At 59.4% G+C, this 15,887-nt stretch carries 20 protein-coding genes, 1 tRNA gene and 1 rRNA gene; 12 read left to right on the top strand and 10 right to left on the bottom strand.

Annotated elements, in window-relative coordinates; translation table 11 throughout:
• Positions 1–319 (bottom strand): 16S ribosomal RNA (locus Q3Y53_RS10605); the annotation flags it as partial.
• Positions 320–1,001: 682 nt separating this feature from the next.
• Between Q3Y53_RS10605 and Q3Y53_RS10610 the strand changes: the two genes are divergently transcribed.
• Complete coding sequence (locus tag Q3Y53_RS10610; RefSeq protein ID WP_226425861.1) at positions 1,002–2,459, top strand: glycoside hydrolase 100 family protein; 1,458 nt, start codon at positions 1,002–1,004, stop codon at positions 2,457–2,459.
• Between the two features lie 78 nt (positions 2,460–2,537).
• On the opposite strand, the gene petD is transcribed toward Q3Y53_RS10610, so the two are convergent.
• Both petD and petB read right to left on the bottom strand, forming a co-directional pair.
• Entirely contained in the window at positions 2,538–3,020 is a 483-nt protein-coding gene (petD, locus tag Q3Y53_RS10615; RefSeq protein ID WP_006851144.1) for a cytochrome b6-f complex subunit IV, read from the bottom strand.
• Positions 3,021–3,059: 39 nt separating this feature from the next.
• Positions 3,060–3,716, bottom strand: a complete 657-nt coding sequence (gene petB, locus Q3Y53_RS10620; protein ID WP_011363493.1) for a cytochrome b6 — start codon at positions 3,714–3,716, stop codon at positions 3,060–3,062.
• Between the two features lie 67 nt (positions 3,717–3,783).
• Here petB and ctpZ point away from each other — a divergent pair, with 67 nt between their 5' ends.
• The 7 genes from ctpZ to Q3Y53_RS10655 all read left to right on the top strand — a co-directional run bounded on the left by ctpZ (position 3,784) and on the right by Q3Y53_RS10655 (position 8,464).
• Entirely contained in the window at positions 3,784–5,061 is a 1,278-nt protein-coding gene (gene ctpZ, locus Q3Y53_RS10625) for a carboxyl-terminal processing protease CtpZ (protein ID WP_303535815.1), read from the top strand.
• Entirely contained in the window at positions 5,058–6,323 is a 1,266-nt protein-coding gene (locus Q3Y53_RS10630; RefSeq protein ID WP_226425859.1) for an HD domain-containing protein, read from the top strand. Before ctpZ ends, Q3Y53_RS10630 begins: the two co-directional genes overlap by 4 nt.
• 7 nt (positions 6,324–6,330) lie before the next feature.
• Entirely contained in the window at positions 6,331–6,969 is a 639-nt protein-coding gene (minC, locus tag Q3Y53_RS10635) for a septum site-determining protein MinC (RefSeq protein ID WP_303536168.1), read from the top strand.
• 56 nt (positions 6,970–7,025) lie between these two features.
• Positions 7,026–7,838, top strand: coding sequence for a septum site-determining protein MinD (gene minD, locus Q3Y53_RS10640; protein WP_006849989.1), 813 nt, complete (start codon positions 7,026–7,028; stop codon positions 7,836–7,838).
• A 4-nt stretch (positions 7,839–7,842) separates the two neighbouring features.
• Positions 7,843–8,151, top strand: coding sequence for a cell division topological specificity factor MinE (gene minE, locus Q3Y53_RS10645; protein WP_226401990.1), 309 nt, complete (start codon positions 7,843–7,845; stop codon positions 8,149–8,151).
• Positions 8,148–8,402, top strand: coding sequence for a helix-turn-helix transcriptional regulator (locus tag Q3Y53_RS10650; RefSeq protein WP_368506447.1), 255 nt, complete (start codon positions 8,148–8,150; stop codon positions 8,400–8,402). Before minE ends, Q3Y53_RS10650 begins: the two co-directional genes overlap by 4 nt.
• A tRNA-Thr gene (locus Q3Y53_RS10655) sits at positions 8,393–8,464 on the top strand. Before Q3Y53_RS10650 ends, Q3Y53_RS10655 begins: the two co-directional genes overlap by 10 nt.
• 9 nt (positions 8,465–8,473) lie before the next feature.
• On the opposite strand, the gene Q3Y53_RS10660 is transcribed toward Q3Y53_RS10655, so the two are convergent.
• From Q3Y53_RS10660 to Q3Y53_RS10680, 5 genes are all read right to left on the bottom strand, one after another.
• A complete protein-coding gene (locus Q3Y53_RS10660; protein ID WP_226425858.1) occupies positions 8,474–8,647 on the bottom strand; it encodes a hypothetical protein in 174 nt (57 codons plus the stop codon).
• Positions 8,644–9,243, bottom strand: coding sequence for an L-threonylcarbamoyladenylate synthase (locus Q3Y53_RS10665; protein WP_303536173.1), 600 nt, complete (start codon positions 9,241–9,243; stop codon positions 8,644–8,646). Before Q3Y53_RS10665 ends, Q3Y53_RS10660 begins: the two co-directional genes overlap by 4 nt.
• A 28-nt stretch (positions 9,244–9,271) precedes the next feature.
• Complete coding sequence (gene prmC / locus Q3Y53_RS10670; RefSeq protein ID WP_226425856.1) at positions 9,272–10,177, bottom strand: peptide chain release factor N(5)-glutamine methyltransferase; 906 nt, start codon at positions 10,175–10,177, stop codon at positions 9,272–9,274.
• Positions 10,156–11,187 carry a DNA-processing protein DprA gene (locus tag Q3Y53_RS10675; protein WP_368506448.1) on the bottom strand — a complete coding sequence of 344 codons (1,032 nt, stop codon included), beginning with the start codon at positions 11,185–11,187 and terminating at the stop codon, positions 10,156–10,158. Before Q3Y53_RS10675 ends, prmC begins: the two co-directional genes overlap by 22 nt.
• Positions 11,188–11,281: 94 nt before the next feature.
• The gene (locus tag Q3Y53_RS10680) at positions 11,282–11,686 is read right to left on the bottom strand and encodes a thioesterase family protein (RefSeq protein ID WP_226425855.1); all 405 of its coding nucleotides are present in this window, start codon (positions 11,684–11,686) and stop codon (positions 11,282–11,284) included.
• Between the two features lie 82 nt (positions 11,687–11,768).
• Between Q3Y53_RS10680 and Q3Y53_RS10685 the strand changes: the two genes are divergently transcribed.
• Entirely contained in the window at positions 11,769–12,617 is an 849-nt protein-coding gene (locus Q3Y53_RS10685) for a universal stress protein (protein ID WP_226425854.1), read from the top strand.
• 1 nt (position 12,618) lies between these two features.
• On the opposite strand, the gene psbM is transcribed toward Q3Y53_RS10685, so the two are convergent.
• Both psbM and Q3Y53_RS10695 read right to left on the bottom strand, forming a co-directional pair.
• A complete protein-coding gene (gene psbM, locus Q3Y53_RS10690; RefSeq protein WP_226401997.1) occupies positions 12,619–12,723 on the bottom strand; it encodes a photosystem II reaction center protein PsbM in 105 nt (34 codons plus the stop codon).
• Between the two features lie 59 nt (positions 12,724–12,782).
• On the bottom strand, positions 12,783–13,259 hold the full coding sequence (locus tag Q3Y53_RS10695; RefSeq protein ID WP_303535826.1) for a 2Fe-2S iron-sulfur cluster-binding protein: 477 nt from the start codon (positions 13,257–13,259) through the stop codon (positions 12,783–12,785).
• A gap of 182 nt (positions 13,260–13,441) precedes the next feature.
• On the opposite strand from Q3Y53_RS10695, the gene psbB reads away from it, so the two are divergent.
• From psbB to nrdR, 3 genes are all read left to right on the top strand, one after another.
• Positions 13,442–15,001, top strand: a complete 1,560-nt coding sequence (psbB, locus tag Q3Y53_RS10700; protein WP_226425852.1) for a photosystem II chlorophyll-binding protein CP47 — start codon at positions 13,442–13,444, stop codon at positions 14,999–15,001.
• A 21-nt stretch (positions 15,002–15,022) separates the two neighbouring features.
• Positions 15,023–15,118, top strand: coding sequence for a photosystem II reaction center protein T (locus Q3Y53_RS10705; protein WP_011128841.1), 96 nt, complete (start codon positions 15,023–15,025; stop codon positions 15,116–15,118).
• Between the two features lie 213 nt (positions 15,119–15,331).
• On the top strand, positions 15,332–15,814 hold the full coding sequence (gene nrdR, locus Q3Y53_RS10710; protein WP_303535840.1) for a transcriptional regulator NrdR: 483 nt from the start codon (positions 15,332–15,334) through the stop codon (positions 15,812–15,814).
• Positions 15,815–15,887 lie beyond the last annotated feature (73 nt).

The following is a 15,887-nucleotide window of genomic DNA, read 5'->3' on the forward strand; positions in this document are numbered from 1 at the left end:
CACTGATCTGAAGCTGACCGGTGCTTTTGCTCGATCCAGGGAATCCCCGATTCATCAGACCAGCGATCTGGGCGATGCCTTGGTGAGCCATTACCTACACCAACTAGCTAATCAGACGCGAGCTCATCCTCAGGCGAAATTCATTTCACCTCGCGGCATATGGGGTATTAGCAGTCGTTTCCAACTGTTGTCCCCCTCCTGAGGGCAGATTCTCACGCGTTACTCACCCGTCCGCCACTAACCCGAAGGTTCGTTCGACTTGCATGTGTTAAGCACGCCGCCAGCGTTCATCCTGAGCCAGGATCAAACTCTCCGTTGTAGATCATTTCCTCTTAGAAGCTTTCACTTCCTCAAAATGATTTGCGTCACCCATTACTCAGTTAAAACTGGCAACAGTTGAGGCCTCCTTTCGCTGACACAAAAGGGTTCTTAAGAGTGCATCTCTAGATTTCTCTGTCAATGACTTTCCGGGATCTCAGATCCGGTTGTTGCTCCACAATCCGCACACCGACAACAAAAGAGTTCGTGAAAACTCTTTCGTTGCAGCGAATTGCTTCAGCGCAACGAAATTTTTTGACGGGACCTCACACCTTCATCGCTCTTTCATTCGGCTCCTCACCTCACCTCTCGGTTCGGCTCAGAACCAAACGCGATGAAAGCGTCAGTTCCTAAACTTTTCAATTGTCCAGGTGCGACCAAACTTCTCTTCACTCCCTCTCAGGAGATCGGTTGGTTGGTCATCGCGGCCTCTCGCGACCGCTTGAAGAACTTACAACACCGTGGGATCGCTCCCTCTTGGTCTTGTAAGTCGCCTCAGACACATCAAGACTTTCGCCTCAAGCGCTTCGGCTTGCGCAACAGCCTCTCGGCTCCCGCGCAAGACAAAACCATAACACCACAACCTTCACCCGCGCAATAGGCAGGACCCCTGGAGATCTGAAGGGTTGCTTCCACTGGCGAAATCCATTGCCAGAACTACGTTTCAGTTGGAGGTCACCGCGATGTCAAGGCGTTTCACCGAACAAAGCCAGCGTTTCCGCCCCAACTCAAATGAAGAGCAGGTGCTGCAAAAAGCACGGGAACACTTCGAAGCCACGCTGATTGGCGTGCAAGGGGAACTCGCCGGCAGCGTTGCCGCGATGGAACATCGCCGCTCTGACGACGCCCTCAACTACGGCGAGATCTTTCTACGGGACAACGTTCCCGTGATGATCTACCTGATGCTGCAAGGACGCTTCGCCATCGTGAAGCAGTTTTTAAGCGTCAGCCTTCAGCTCCAAAGCACCAACGTTCAAACCCGCGGTGTCTTCCCCACCAGTTTTGTGGAGGAAGAAGGAGAGCTGGTTGCGGACTACGGCCAACGCTCGATTGGTCGCATCACCTCAGTGGATGCAAGCCTCTGGTGGCCGATTCTCTGCTGGATCTACGTCAAACGCAGTGGAGACACCGACTTCGGTCGCAGTCCTGAAGTGCAACGCGGTTTACAACTGCTGCTCGATCTGGTTCTTCACCCCAGCTTCGAAGGCACACCGGTGCTGTTCGTTCCCGACTGCGCCTTCATGATTGACCGTCCCATGGACGTATGGGGTGCGCCATTGGAGGTGGAAGTGCTGCTCTTCGCAGCGCTTCGCAGTTGCGTTGGGCTGATGGAACTCTGCCAACGCCACGAGAACAGCGTTCTTCTGGGAGAACGCCTGCGCCTGAGCCGGCAGTGGACCCATGACTTGCGGCAGTTTTTGCTGAAGCACTACTGGGTGACCAGCAAAACGATGCAAGTGCTTCGGCGACGACCAACGGAGCAATACGGCGAAAACCAGCACCACAACGAATTCAACGTTCAGCCACAGGTCATCCCCGACTGGTTGCAGGACTGGCTGGAGAACCGTGGCGGTTACATGATCGGGAACATGCGCACCGGACGACCGGATTTTCGCTTCTACTCCTTAGGGAATTCCCTTGCATCCCTGTTCGGGTTGCTGACCGCGCCACAGCAACGGGCCCTGTTCCGACTGGTGCTGCACAACCGTGATCACCTCATGGCCCAGATGCCGATGCGGATCTGTCATCCCCCCATGGAGGGCGTGGAGTGGGAGAACAAAACGGGCTCCGATCCCAAAAACTGGCCCTGGAGTTATCACAACGGAGGCCACTGGCCGAGCCTGCTCTGGTTTTTTGGAGCATCCATCCTTCTGCACGAACGGCTAAATCCCCAGGCCGACGTGTTGCTGATGGGAGAGATGAAAACGCTGTTGGACGAGTGCTATTGGAGCCATCTCAACCAGCTCCCACGTCAGCAATGGGCTGAATATTTCGACGGCCCCACGGGGACCTGGGTTGGACAGCAGTCACGCACGTATCAAACCTGGACCATCGTTGGTTTTCTGCTGATGCACCACTTTCTCCACGTCAACCCAGACGATGTGCTGATGCTCAACCTCGACGAATCGATGGGTCACTGACCAACCAAAGGAGCAGCCATCGCATAAAAAACCCCGGCTCAACGAGCCGGGGTACGTGAACTGAGCTCAAGCGAGTGATCAGAACAGGCCAAGGGTGAGGGACTTGTCGATCGGAAGTGCAGCACCAATACCGAGGTAGATGGTGACCAGTGTTCCGGTCAGGAACACTGTCATCGCAACGGGACGTCGGAAAGGGTTCTGGAACTTGTTGAAGCTCTCGATGAAAGGAACGAGCATCAGACCCAAGGGGACCAGGGTTTGCAAAGCAATGCCCAGAAGCTTGTTGGGAACAACCCGCAGGATCTGGAAGACGGGATAGAGGTACCACTCAGGAAGGATTTCCAGAGGGGTTGCGAAGGGATCAGCCTTGTCGGCGAGCATCGCTGGATCCAGTACGGCCAGACCAACCACACAGGCGATGGTGCCGAGGATCACCACCGGGAAGATATAGAGGAGGTCGTTCGGCCAGGCAGGCTCACCGTAGTAGTTGTGACCCATGCCCTTGGCGAGCTTGGCCCGCATCTTGGGATCTGAGAGGTCAGGCTTCTTGAGAATGTGCATCAGTTAGTCCAGGTGTTGAGGGAACAGTAGGAACGCAGATCACAAGGGACCAGAAATGCCCTGCTTCCGGATCATCAGGAAGTGCATGAGCATGAACACCGCCAACAGCCAAGGCATCACGAAGGTGTGCAGGCTGTAGAAGCGAGTGAGGGTGGCCTGGCCAACACTTTCGCCACCGCGAAGCAGTTCGACCATGAAATCGCCAACCACAGGGATTGCTGCAGGAACGCCAGAAACGATTTTCACAGCCCAATAGCCAACCTGATCCCAGGGCAAGGAGTAACCGGTCACACCGAAGGACACCGTGATCACAGCCATGGTCACGCCAGTGACCCAGGTGAGCTCACGGGGACGCTTGAAGCCACCGGTGAGGTACACGCGGAACACGTGGAGGATGAGCATCAGCACCATCATTGATGCGCTCCAGCGATGCACGGAACGAATCAACCAACCAAAACTGACGTCGGTCATCAGGTACTCGACCGACTTGTAAGCCTCAGCAACGGTGGGCTTGTAATAGAAGGTCATCGCGAACCCAGTCGCGAACTGGATCAGGAAGCACACCAACGTGATGCCCCCCAGGCAATAGAAAATGTTGACGTGGGGGGGCACGTACTTGGAACCAATGTCGTCAGCAATGTCCTGGATTTCCAGACGTTCCTGGAACCAGTCGTAAACCGGTGATGAGTTCGCCATGCACAAGCGGGCTCGAGTTGCGAAAGTCTACTGAGCACGCTTCTGCCACTGAGGCGAACCCACCGCGATGTATCCAACTGTTAACGATCTTTCAGACTGGCTGCGGCGCAAGGGGTATCGAACGCTCCGCCAACTGATCGCAGCTGCTCTTTGCTGCTTTTTGGTGCTGGGCAGCGCCTGCACAGCCGTTGCACTTAGCGACACACAACAGCTCGTGGTGGACAGCTGGCGGCTTGTGAACCAGGGTTTTTGGAACCCAGAGCAACTCGATGCGGTGCGTTGGAAGCGTCAACGGCAGAAGGCCATGGAACGCAGCATCGAGAGCAGTGACGATGCCTATTCAGCCATCGAATCGATGCTGGCTCAGTTGGGCGACCCCTACACCCGGCTGCTTCGTCCAGAGGACTACACGGCGCTGAAGGACAGCACCAACGGAAGCCTCAGCGGTGTGGGCTTGCAACTGGGGCCAGATGAAAGCAGCAATGGCGTTGTAGTGATTTCGGCCCTCGAGGGCTCACCCGCCGGCGAGGCGGAGATCACCAGTGGGACTCAACTGCTGTCTGTTGATGGCCGGGCCGTTGTGGATCTTGGACTTGAGGGAACCGTGGCAGCGCTGCGGGGAGACGTGGGATCGCAGGTGGTGCTGACGCTGGACAACGGCAGCGGAGAAGCAAACGAGCTGACCCTGGAACGCCGCAGCGTGGATCTGAGACCGGTGCGCACACGGCGCTTACGCAGTGGCAGTCACACCCTTGGCTATCTGCGGATCACCCAGTTCAGCGAAGGAGTCCCCGAACAGGTGAAAGAGGCACTCACAGAACTCCAGAACAAGGACATCGAAGGATTGGTGCTCGACCTTCGCAATAACTCAGGCGGTTTGGTGAGCGCTGGATTGGCGGTCGCCGACAACTTCCTGTCCGGTGGCCCCATCGTTGAAACCCGCAACCGCGAGGGGATCAATGACACCATCCAGGCCAGTCTCCAGACGGTCTACGACGGACCGATGGTCACCCTCGTGAATGGAGGCACGGCCAGTGCGAGTGAAATCCTTGCTGGAGCTCTTCAGGACAACGAACGCGCCACCCTGCTCGGAGGCCAAACGTTTGGGAAAGGGCTGATCCAAACGCTGACCAACCTCAGTGACGGCAGCGGCCTCGCCGTGACCGTTGCCGGGTATGTGACACCGAGTGGACGGGACATCCAAGGGGAAGGCATCGCACCCGATCGTGGCTTGTCAGATCCGGAACCCCTAAATCCCGGCGGTGATGGTGATCGCTGGCTCTCGGAAGCCGAACAATGGATGGAGGCCCTGCTGGAACAACCCGCTGACGACACCGAGGCATGAGCCAGCGGACTTATCACGACCCTCTGCACAGAGGCATTGGTCTTGACCGCCAAGCCCCAGCCGAGGGGATGGTGATGGACTTGGTGGACACGGCGCCGTTCCAACGCCTGCGTCGCATCCGCCAGCTGGGCCCGGCCTACCTCACCTTTCACAGCGCTGAATCCAGTCGATTCACCCACTCGCTGGGTGTCTTTCATCTGGCGCGTCGTGCATTTGAGCGGATGCTGCCTTTGGCACCAGAGCTGGAGACGTACCGGGGGCTGCTCTACGGGGCCGCTTTGCTCCATGACATCGGCCATGGCCCCCTCAGCCACACCGGCGAAGAGATGTTTGGCCTGCGCCATGAAGCATGGTCAGCACGGGTGATTCGGCATCACCCACAGATCCGTGACTGTCTGGAGAGCCATGGATCCGGCACGGCTGAGGCGGTGGCGGACCTGCTGGAGCATGGACGCAGCCCTCACCCGCTGATCAAACACTTGGTCAGCAGTCAGCTGGATTGCGACCGACTGGATTACCTCCTGCGCGACAGCTACAGCACCGGAACGCGCTACGGGCAGCTGGATCTCGACCGCATCCTGGGAGCACTGACCCTGGCCCCTGACGGGGACATGGCCATTCATCCCAAGGGTCTGATGGCTGTGGAGCACTACCTGGTGGTGAGGAACCTCATGTACAGGAGCGTCTACAACCACCGGCTGAATGTGGTGTGCAACTGGCTGCTGGAAAAACTGATCTTGACTGCACGACAACTGGGCCCTGAGCAGGTGTGGGCTGATGAGGTGATGGCCAACTGGCTCTGGCAACCGGACCAGATCCGATTGGAGGACTTCCTCGCCAACGACGACCAACGCACCGGCTACCACCTCCAGCGCTGGCAAGCCGAAGCGCCAGCGGCCCTGGCTGAACTGAGTGAGCGTTTTCTGGATCGACGCCTGCTTAAAGCAACGGCCGTCGAGCATCTTTCTCCGGCTGATCAACTTCAATTGCTCGCGACAGCCAGGCGGTTGGCCGATCGTCATGGCCACGACCCTGAACTCTGCTGCGGATTGCGTCATCAACAGCTGCGCGGATACCACCCCTATCGAGGCGGCTTACGCCTCTGGGACGGGCAGCAGCTCCAAGCCCTGGAGAAAGCCTCTCCTTTGGTCGCCAGTCTCGCGACCCCAGCGGCAACCTCCTGGTTGATTCACCCCCGTGACATCAGTATCGAGCTCAGGCAGGAGATGGACGTTGAATGGCCCCGTGCAGCAGCAGCGTGAAGCAGCCATGACATTGAGGCTTCCCGACCAGCGCCTTGATCACTGGAGGGATCGTTTGCCTGATCTGCTGAGCAGGTGGTCCCAACCGATCGTTGATCTCGATTGCGGGGACTGGAAACTGAATTGCAACGACCTCGCGGATTTGTGCTCCGCCGTCACCGAGGCAGGCCATCAACTCGGACGAATCACCGGCCGGATTCCCGAGACCGTTGTAAGTGCTTCAGCCTTGGGACTGGATGCGAGCCGTTCCAACACGCCTTCCAACCGTGAACTCCAGCCCAATCCTGTGAGGACGGCCCCTTCCGACCTGTTGTTTCACCACGGCACCCTGCGCTCCGGCGACCATCTGCAAAGCGAGCGCACCATCCTTCTCTACGGCGATGTGAATCCCGGAGCACGGATCAGTTCAACTGCTGATGTCTTGGTGTGGGGTCGCCTGCGGGGCGTTGCCCACGCCGGATGCGAGGGGTCAACGACCGCGAAAATCGTTGCTCTGCAGCTGCGGCCACTGCAACTGAGGATTGCTGACGCTGTAGCCCGAGGCCCAGAGGATCTGCCCCAGGCAGGTTTGGCCGAACAAGCCGAACTCAAAGATGGCGTGATCGCCATTGAACCCGCCGTCATCCAGAGCTTTCAAAAACGCTGAACTCGTTGTCAGAGCTAAAAGCCAGATTATTCTGGCCACACCAAAGCAGAACCCTGGTGTCGACGACCCGAACCATTCTCATCTGTTCTGGCAAGGGCGGTGTTGGAAAAACAACGACCACGGCAAACCTTGGTATCGCCCTTGCCCGCCAGGGCGCCAAGACTGTGGTTCTTGACGCGGACTTCGGTCTTAGGAACCTCGATCTGCTGCTGGGCCTGGAGAACCGCATCGTCTACACCGCCCAGGAGGTGCTTGCGGAGACCTGCCGGCTTGAGCAAGCCCTGGTGAAACACAAGCAAGAGCCCAATCTGGCCCTGCTCCCTGCAGGCAACCCTCGGATGCTCGAGTGGCTCAAGCCCAAGGACATGCAGGCCATCGTTGCTCTGCTGGAACGCCAGTTCGATTACGTGTTGATCGACTGCCCTGCAGGCATCGAAGACGGATTCAAAAATGCCGCGGCCGCAGCCCGAGAAGCTGTGGTGATCACCACCCCGGAAGTGGCCGCCGTGCGGGACGCTGATCGGGTGATCGGGCTTCTGAACACCCAGGGCGTGCAGCCGGTGCAGCTTGTGCTCAACAGGGTGCGCCCAAAGATGATGTCGAACCAGGAAATGCTTTCGGTGGACGATGTCACCGACATTCTCGCGTTACCTCTTCTAGGGCTTGTTTTTGAAGACGAACAGGTAATCGTGAGCACCAACCGCGGTGAACCCTTGACCCTGAGTGATTCGTCTTCCCCAGCGGCCCAGGCCTACGGCAACATCGCTCAACGGCTTCAGGGCGAAGACATTCCTCTGATGGACCCCTCCCAGGCCCGCCGCGGCCTCCGCGCCAGGATGCGCAAGCTGATGCAAACCCGGATTTTCTGAGGCGATGACAGTCAAGGAATTCATCGACAAACTCCTGCGCCGTCAGCCCGCCAGTGCAGAAACAGCCAAAGAGCGGCTCCAGTTGGTGCTGGCCCACGACCGCAGCGACCTCAATCCGGAGCTGCTCGAACAAATGCGCCGCGAGATCCTCGAAGTGGTGGCCCGCTACGTGGAAATCGACCTCGCGGAAGGTGATGTGAGCCTCGAGACGGAAGACCGCGTCACCGCCCTGGTGGCCAACCTGCCGATCCGTCGCCCGATCGCCCAACCAGCGAAGGTGGAACCCTCTGAGCAGCAACCTGCTCAAGCTTGAAACCTCGGATCCTGAATCTCCTCACCCCCGCTGAACAGCGGGTGGTGCTGTTGTTGCTCGAAGGCCTCAACAACCGAGCCATTGCCAAGCGATTGGTGATCAGTCATCGCACCGTTGAGTGTCATATCAGCAGGGCACTCCGTAAAAGCGGTTGTCGCAATCGACTCGAGCTGGTGCTTGGGCTGATCAGGGATGGAGACCCTGCATTGAATCGCCAGGCAGCCGGTACGATGCAGCCCATGCCGGCTTAGCTCAGCGGTAGAGCAGCGCTTTTGTAAAGCGAAGGTCATCGGTTCAAATCCGTTAGCCGGCTTGATCTGGATCAGGGCGACGGGCTGCGGTCCGATTCACCCGCCAGCAGCCAGATGAAGAACAACCCCAACAGCCAGGGGAGAAGATTCAGTTGAAGGGTCCAGGTGAAGACAGCTTCCAGGGGCTCCAGCACCCAATGAAGCAAGGCCATCACCAGCAGGCAAAGCCCAACAAGCGAGATCACTCGAGCACCTCAACCCCTGCCGGAATCACAGCACCACGTCGCACCATGCGCCAGCGTCCGTCCTCGACCCAGACCAACACCGTGCTGGCCTGGCCCGAGGGTTGAGGCCAGGGCTGCGGACCCAGCTGAGCGACATCAGGGAAAACCAACGACGCCTCTGCTGCGGTCATGCTCGCAGGTTCTCCGGAACGATTGGCACTGGTCGTGGCCAATGGCCCGCTGATCTGAAGCAGAGCACGGGTCTGCTCACAGGCCGGAATGCGGCAGCCCAACGTTGTGCCACCTGGATTGAGATACCGGCCAGCTCCGCCATCACGGGCATGCACCACCAGGGTGAGCGCTCCAGGCCAATTGCGCTCAGCCAAGGCTTCAACCTCCCGATGGCACGGAACCGCAACCTCGTGGAGCAAGTCGTTCACTGATGCCCCCATCAAGATGAGGGGCTTGTCCGCCGGTCGGCGTTTCAGGCGCCAGAGAGTCTGGGCGTGATCGGGAAGCACCGCCAGTCCCGGCAGGGTGTCGGTGGGAATGACGGCCGCTTCGCCGGCACGAAGCCGCATGGCCAGATCGGTGGCGGCCAGAACCGGAACGGGCATGAATCCTTCCTTCATCGCAAGGGTTGCATCAGCTTGATGCGGCAGGTTTGCGAGCAAGCGCAAAGCGAAGGGTCCCTTCAAGATCAGCGGCCGCGCTGACCTCCACCAAGCCGGCATCCCGCAGCAGCTGGGTCACCTGAGCGCTCTGGTCGTGATGGTGTTCGAGCAGAAGCCAGCCACCAGGCGACAGCCCTGTTGGTGCTCCATTCACCACGGCCCGGATGGCATCCAAGCCATCCGGGCCACCACGCAACGCCATATGCGGTTCATGGTCACGAACCACAGACTCAAGACCGTCAACCACAGCACTGGGGATGTACGGAGGATTGCTGACCACAAGATCCAGGCTCCCCCACCAAACCTTGAGAGGAGTCCACCACGAACCGAGGTGCAGCGAACAGTTGTGATGCGGGGCGCAACGCTCAAGGTTGCGTTCTGCCAGACGCAAGGCATCTGGACTGAGGTCGACGCCATGCCCCGGTGACGTCGGCCAGGCGCGGGCTAAACCCACAGCGATGGCCCCTGAGCCGGTGCCGAGGTCAGCCCAACAGGCAGGGGGAGTGGCGTTGAACTGGCCCAAGGCCAGATCCACCAGCAGTTCCGTTTCCTGCCGGGGAATCAATGCGGCAGGCGACGACTCAAGCAGCAAATCCCGCCAGGGACAGAGCCCCACCAAGTGCTGCAGGGGAACATCCCTGTGAAGGTGGCACTCCCACAGATCAGAAAGCGCCTCAAGGGACTGCTCCAGGGCGACGGTGCGCGTGGGGTCCAACAACAGTCTTTGCAGGCTGGCCCAACGAACGCCACCGGCCAGATCAAGCAACCAATCGAGATCAGCCGCGGTGCCACCCCGGGCGAGTTGTTGACGCCGCCACTGCAACACATCAGTGCCGGCCACGGTTTTGCAGTCTGTCAAGGCCGAGGCTTGCGCCAATGCAATCCAGACTCACACAGCAGTTCGCCCTGAGACTCAAGGGCCAAAAGCTGGGGGGCCAGCTCAGCAGGGGAGCACTGCAAACGAAGCAACAGCTGATCAAAGGTCGCCCCCGAGCCGATGGCCTCCATCACGCGTTGATGCTTACCGCGTGAATCCTCTGGCTTCAACGGGCCATCACCAAGAGAGGCAAACAACTCCTCGGGGTGGATCAAGGCAGTCGCACCATCCCGAAGCAGGGCATTGCTGCCCCGACAGGACCAACGGCGGGCATCACCAGGAACCACCCACACCGGGCACTGCATCCGGCTCGCCCAGCGGGCCGAAATCAGTGCTCCGCTGCGTTGCGGACACTCCACCACTACGAGCACTTGGGCAAAGGCCACCAACCAACGATTCCGCGCCGCGAAGTGCCCTGGATGCACGCGACAGCCGGACCGGTTTGGGCTCACCAACAGCCCTTGCCTGCCGACCTGCTGTTGCAACGATCGGTGGTGGGCTGGATAGACACGATCCAAGGGTGTCCCCAACACCGCGATGGGTGCACCGTTTCTGGCCAAACAGCCGCGATGGGCTGCAGCATCAATCCCTTCCGCAAGACCACTAAGGACGGGCCAACCCGCCTCGGCCAAAGCGCGGCCCAGTTCTTCAGCCATCGCAAGGCCATGGTCCGAGGCGGAGCGGGTGCCCACCACCGCGATGGCGGTTCGGGCATTCAAATAACGAAGCAGCGATCGATCCCCTTCGACGTACAACCCGGAAGGGGGTGAGTTCACACCGTCCAAGCTGCATGGCCAGGCAGAGTCACCCGGCAGAAGAGCACAGGCAGGAACATCAAAGACGGGCTCAGTTCCCCGCTCCCGCCGGTAACGATCCACGGCGTCCAGACAGTGCGCCGGCCAAGCCAGCGCCTGGCCAAGGCGTTCGATCGGCCAACCCCAAAGCTGATCAGGGCCGATGGCTTGATCGCGGCAAAGCCCGCGCAGATCGGCCATGCGTGCGTTGCCCAAGCCAGGGCAACAGGTCCAGAGCCACCACCATCCCCGCACCAGCACCAAGCAAGTACATTTGTACTAACACAGCATCGGCGCCTCGGAGGTTGATTCAAAGCGCTTGGCGCACCAGCTGATCCATCACCTCCTTCAGCTGCGCCGGCACGCGCCTGAGCACACGCCCCCCACGCACCATCACCAGATTCACCGACGCCTCCGCAACCACCGCGTCTCCGCAGACAAAGCGAGAGATCCATGGCCAGCGCACCCCCTGCTGACCAGGGCATCGGCTTTCAACACACACCTGGTCGCCGTGCCGAAGCGGCTGGCGGTAATCCAAGTGAAGGGACACCACTGGCATATCGACACCCATCGCAGTCATGGCGGCATAGCCCAGGCCAGCAGCCTGGAGGGCCTCCACCCTGGCTTCCTCCAGCCACTGCACATAGGCCCCATGCCACATCACACCGGCGTAATCGGTGTGCTGCGGGAGCACACGCTTGGTCAGGGTGTACATGATCCGCGTAACGCTGTGACATCAGCTTGTCTCCACGGAGGAAACCACCCATAGGCTTTCGCAAAGGCTGCTTCATCTCCCTGTGTTCAGGAACCTTCTGATTGCCGACTCGGGCAAGGGTCACGTCGAAGAAATGATCCGGATGCTCCAGGACATTCCCAGCCTGAAAGCAGCAAAGATCAATTTGCTGCACGTGGTCTCGGAACAGAGCAAGTCGCAATCCGACGGCCATCGCGACGAAGCAGAGAACCTCTTGAATAGTGCGATCACCCGCATGGGGATCAGCCCCTCAAGCGTGAGCACCTTGATTCGCGAGGGCGACACCAAGCAGACCGTTCTCAAGGTTGCCGATGAGGTTCAGGCTGACCTGATCGTGATGGGATCCCGCGGACTGGGACGCCTTCAGTCGATTCTTGCCAACAGCACCAGCCAGTACGTTTTTCAACTGTCCACGCGGCCGATGCTGCTGGTGCGGGACGACCTCTACGTCAAACACGTCAACCGCGTGATGGTGACGATCGACGGAACAGGCGTGGGGGACGACGCCTTGCGCACGGCTTGCGAACTGGTGCGTGAAATCCCCGGCGGAACCCTCACCGGCGTTCATGTCGTTCGCCAGGAATCAGCACCCTCTCGGGGAGGCCGGACAAAAGCGGACGAGGTTCTCGACGCCGCTGTTCAGCGAGCCAGGAGCTTCGGCGTTGAGATGAAAGCCATTCACACCGAAGGGAAAGACATCGGTCGCAGCGTTTGCCTGGCTGCATCTGAGTGCAACGCCGACCTTGTGGTCATCGCCTCCCAAGACCGACGGCCTCTTGTCGCCAGAGGGCTGGTGGATTTGGACAAGCTGCTGGGCGGATCAGTCAGCGACTACATCCGTGTGCACGCACCAGCCCCTGTGCTGCTGGTGCGTGAGCCTGAACAAGGCTGAATCAAGCCTCGCTGTTCTGCGTGCCGATGTAGAGCACGATCAGGAAGATCGCCGGAACCAGAATGAACAGGAGACTGGCGACGAATCCGAGATCGTTGGTTTCCATGGCCGTTAGAGGGATCCAGGCGAAGGTATCACCGACAAGAGGTCTGAGGAGCGACTCCCCTAGGCCTCGTCACCGGCGGTAGCAGCCTTGGCACCCGGGGCATCCCCATCGGCCACATCCTGATCCTCCTCATCGAGCTCACTCACCGGGGGCGCTGGCCATGCCGTGGGCCCAGCCGGTAGCGGCGCCTGCCTGGCCGCAGCCAATCTCGAATCAGCGTTAGCGAGCCTCACCTGAGGCCGGGTCAGCACCATGACGGACTTCTCCACAAGGGCCTGGCATGCCAAACGCCACTCCTGGGGTCGGCGGCGCAGCTTGTTGTCTTCGACAGCGGTACGTGCCGTCAGCGCATCCGTGTTGTCTTCATCGACCACGGAGACGAAACACGTGATGCATTGGCCACAGCCACCGCAGTTGCCCAACTGCCCCTTCAAGCCGTAGAGCTCGATGCCCTCGCGCCGGGCCACCTCACGCAAATTTTCGCCGGGATAACACTCCACATCACGCCCTTCGCGAACAAACCGGATAACGGGCATGAGCTCACAAGCAACCAATCCCCATCATGGGCCGAAGCGTTGCGTTTTGTGAACAGCACAGCCCTGACTTTCCTGTCACTGACCGTTGCGGGCAGGTCACTTTTTTCCCGCCCCATGGTCTGAAGCCCTTACGATCACCCATGTCTGACTGCATATGCAGTCTTGTCCCCCGAACCTGACCCATGGGATTGCCCTGGTATCGGGTGCACACCGTCGTCATTAATGACCCGGGCCGCCTTTTGGCTGTGCACCTCATGCATACAGCCCTCGTAGCCGGCTGGGCCGGCTCCATGGCTCTCTACGAGCTGGCCATTTTCGATCCGTCCGACCCTGTCCTGAACCCCATGTGGCGTCAGGGCATGTTTGTGATGCCTTTCATGTCGCGCCTTGGCGTGACCGGCAGCTGGGGTGGATGGAGCATCACCGGCGAAACGGGTGTTGATCCCGGTTTCTGGAGTTTCGAGGGCGTCGCTGCCGCTCACATTGTTTTCTCCGGCCTGATGATGCTGGCCGCCATCTGGCATTGGACTTATTGGGACCTTGAGATCTGGCAGGACCCCCGCACGGGCGAGCCCGCCCTCGACCTGCCGAAGATCTTCGGCATTCACCTGCTGCTTGCTGGCCTCGGCTGTTTCGGCTTCGGCGCTTTCCATCTGACTGGCGTCTTCGGGCCAGGCATGTGGATCTCTGACCCCTATGCGCTGACTGGTCACCTAGAGGCCGTTCAACCGTCTTGGGGACCTGAAGGCTTCAACCCTTTCAACCCCGGTGGCATCGTTGCGCACCACATTGCTGCAGGCATCGTCGGCATCATTGCCGGCATTTTCCACATCACCACGCGTCCGCCCGAGCGTCTCTACAAAGCCCTTCGGATGGGCAACATCGAGACCGTTCTGGCAAGCGCAATCGCAGCCGTGTTCTTCGCCGCCTTCATCGTGGCCGGAACCATGTGGTATGGCTCTGCAGCAACCCCCGTGGAGCTGTTTGGCCCCACCCGTTATCAGTGGGATCAGAGCTACTTCAAAACTGAAATCAACCGTCGCGTGCAAACCGCGATGGACGATGGAGCAACCCAGGAAGAAGCCTTCGAGGCCATCCCTGAGAAGCTGGCCTTCTATGACTACGTCGGCAATAGCCCTGCCAAGGGCGGCCTGTTCCGCGTGGGTCCGATGGTGAATGGCGATGGTTTGGCAACCGCTTGGGTTGGCCACATCGCATTCAGCGACAAAGAAGGTCGCAATCTTGAAGTTCGTCGCCTGCCTAACTTCTTCGAGAACTTCCCCGTAGTTCTGCAAGATGAGCAGGGCATTGTTCGTGCCGACATTCCCTACCGTCGTGCGGAGGCCAAGTTCTCCTTCGAACAACAGGGCGTGACCGCCAAGGTGTTCGGTGGTGCACTCGATGGCCAGACCTTCACCGACCCTGCCGACGTGAAGCGTCTTGCACGCAAAGCTCAGCTTGGTGAAGCCTTCGACTTCGACCGTGAGACCTACAACTCTGACGGTACGTTCCGCAGCTCGCCGCGCGGCTGGTTCACCTTCGGCCATGCCACCTTCGCGCTGCTGTTCTTCTTCGGCCACATCTGGCACGGTGCCCGCACCCTGTATCGCGATGTGTTCGCTGGTATTGATCCCGACCTCGGAGATCAGGTGGAGTTTGGCCTCTTCGCCAAGCTCGGTGACAAATCCACCCGTCGCCTGCCCGAGGGCTACGTTCCCCCCGCTGGAACCCCCCTCAACTGATCGCCCTACAGGAACAACACGATGGAAAGCTTCGCTTACGTCCTCATCCTTACCCTCGCGATTGCCACTCTCTTCTTCGCAATCGCCTTCCGCGATCCGCCGAAAATCGGTAAGTGATTTGATCCCCCAAAACCCCGCCGAGGCGGGGTTTTTTCATGCTTTCCATCACCCACCGTCGCAAGCCGGTCTCGCCCGCACGAGCAGATCACAGCAGTCTCAAGTCAGCATCAGCCGTCGGCGGATTCCTCAAATGAGACTGATGTCCACGAGGCCCTTCTCAAGTCTCAAATCACTGTCTACAGTTGGTGCAACTTATTGATGCCCTCGGGGATGCAGTGCCCCTCCTGCCAAAACACAGATAGTCGCGTTCTCGAATCCAGGGCAGCGGACGGTGGACGCAGCGTGAGACGACGGCGTGAATGCCTCAACTGTGAATTCCGCTTCACCACCTACGAGCGGGTGGAAACCGTTCCGATCACGGTGATCAAACGCAACGGCAACCGAGAAATCTTCAGTCGCAGCAAGTTGCTGCATGGCTTGAATCGAGCTTGCGAAAAAACGGGATTGGACACCTCTCGGCTCGAATCCCTGGTGGAAAACCTCGAACTGCAACTCCAGCAACGCGCCGGCAAGGAAGTGAGCAGCACTGAGATCGGTGAATTCGTGCTGCGTGATCTCAAGCAGATCAGCGAAGTGGCCTACATCCGATTCGCATCCGTCTATCGACAGTTCCGTGGCATTGATGACTTCGTGTCGACCCTGGAAACACTGAACGCCGATCAGGAACAGAACCATTTGGCCACTGTGCGCTGAATCTGTGAGGTGAATCAGTGCTTTGAACCATTGCGCTGAATCGCTGCGCTGAAGCCGTCGGTCCGGTCTGTAA

This window comes from Synechococcus sp. YX-04-1, assembly GCF_030546365.1.
In the GTDB taxonomy this organism is placed as follows: Bacteria; Cyanobacteriota; Cyanobacteriia; order PCC-6307; family Cyanobiaceae; genus Parasynechococcus.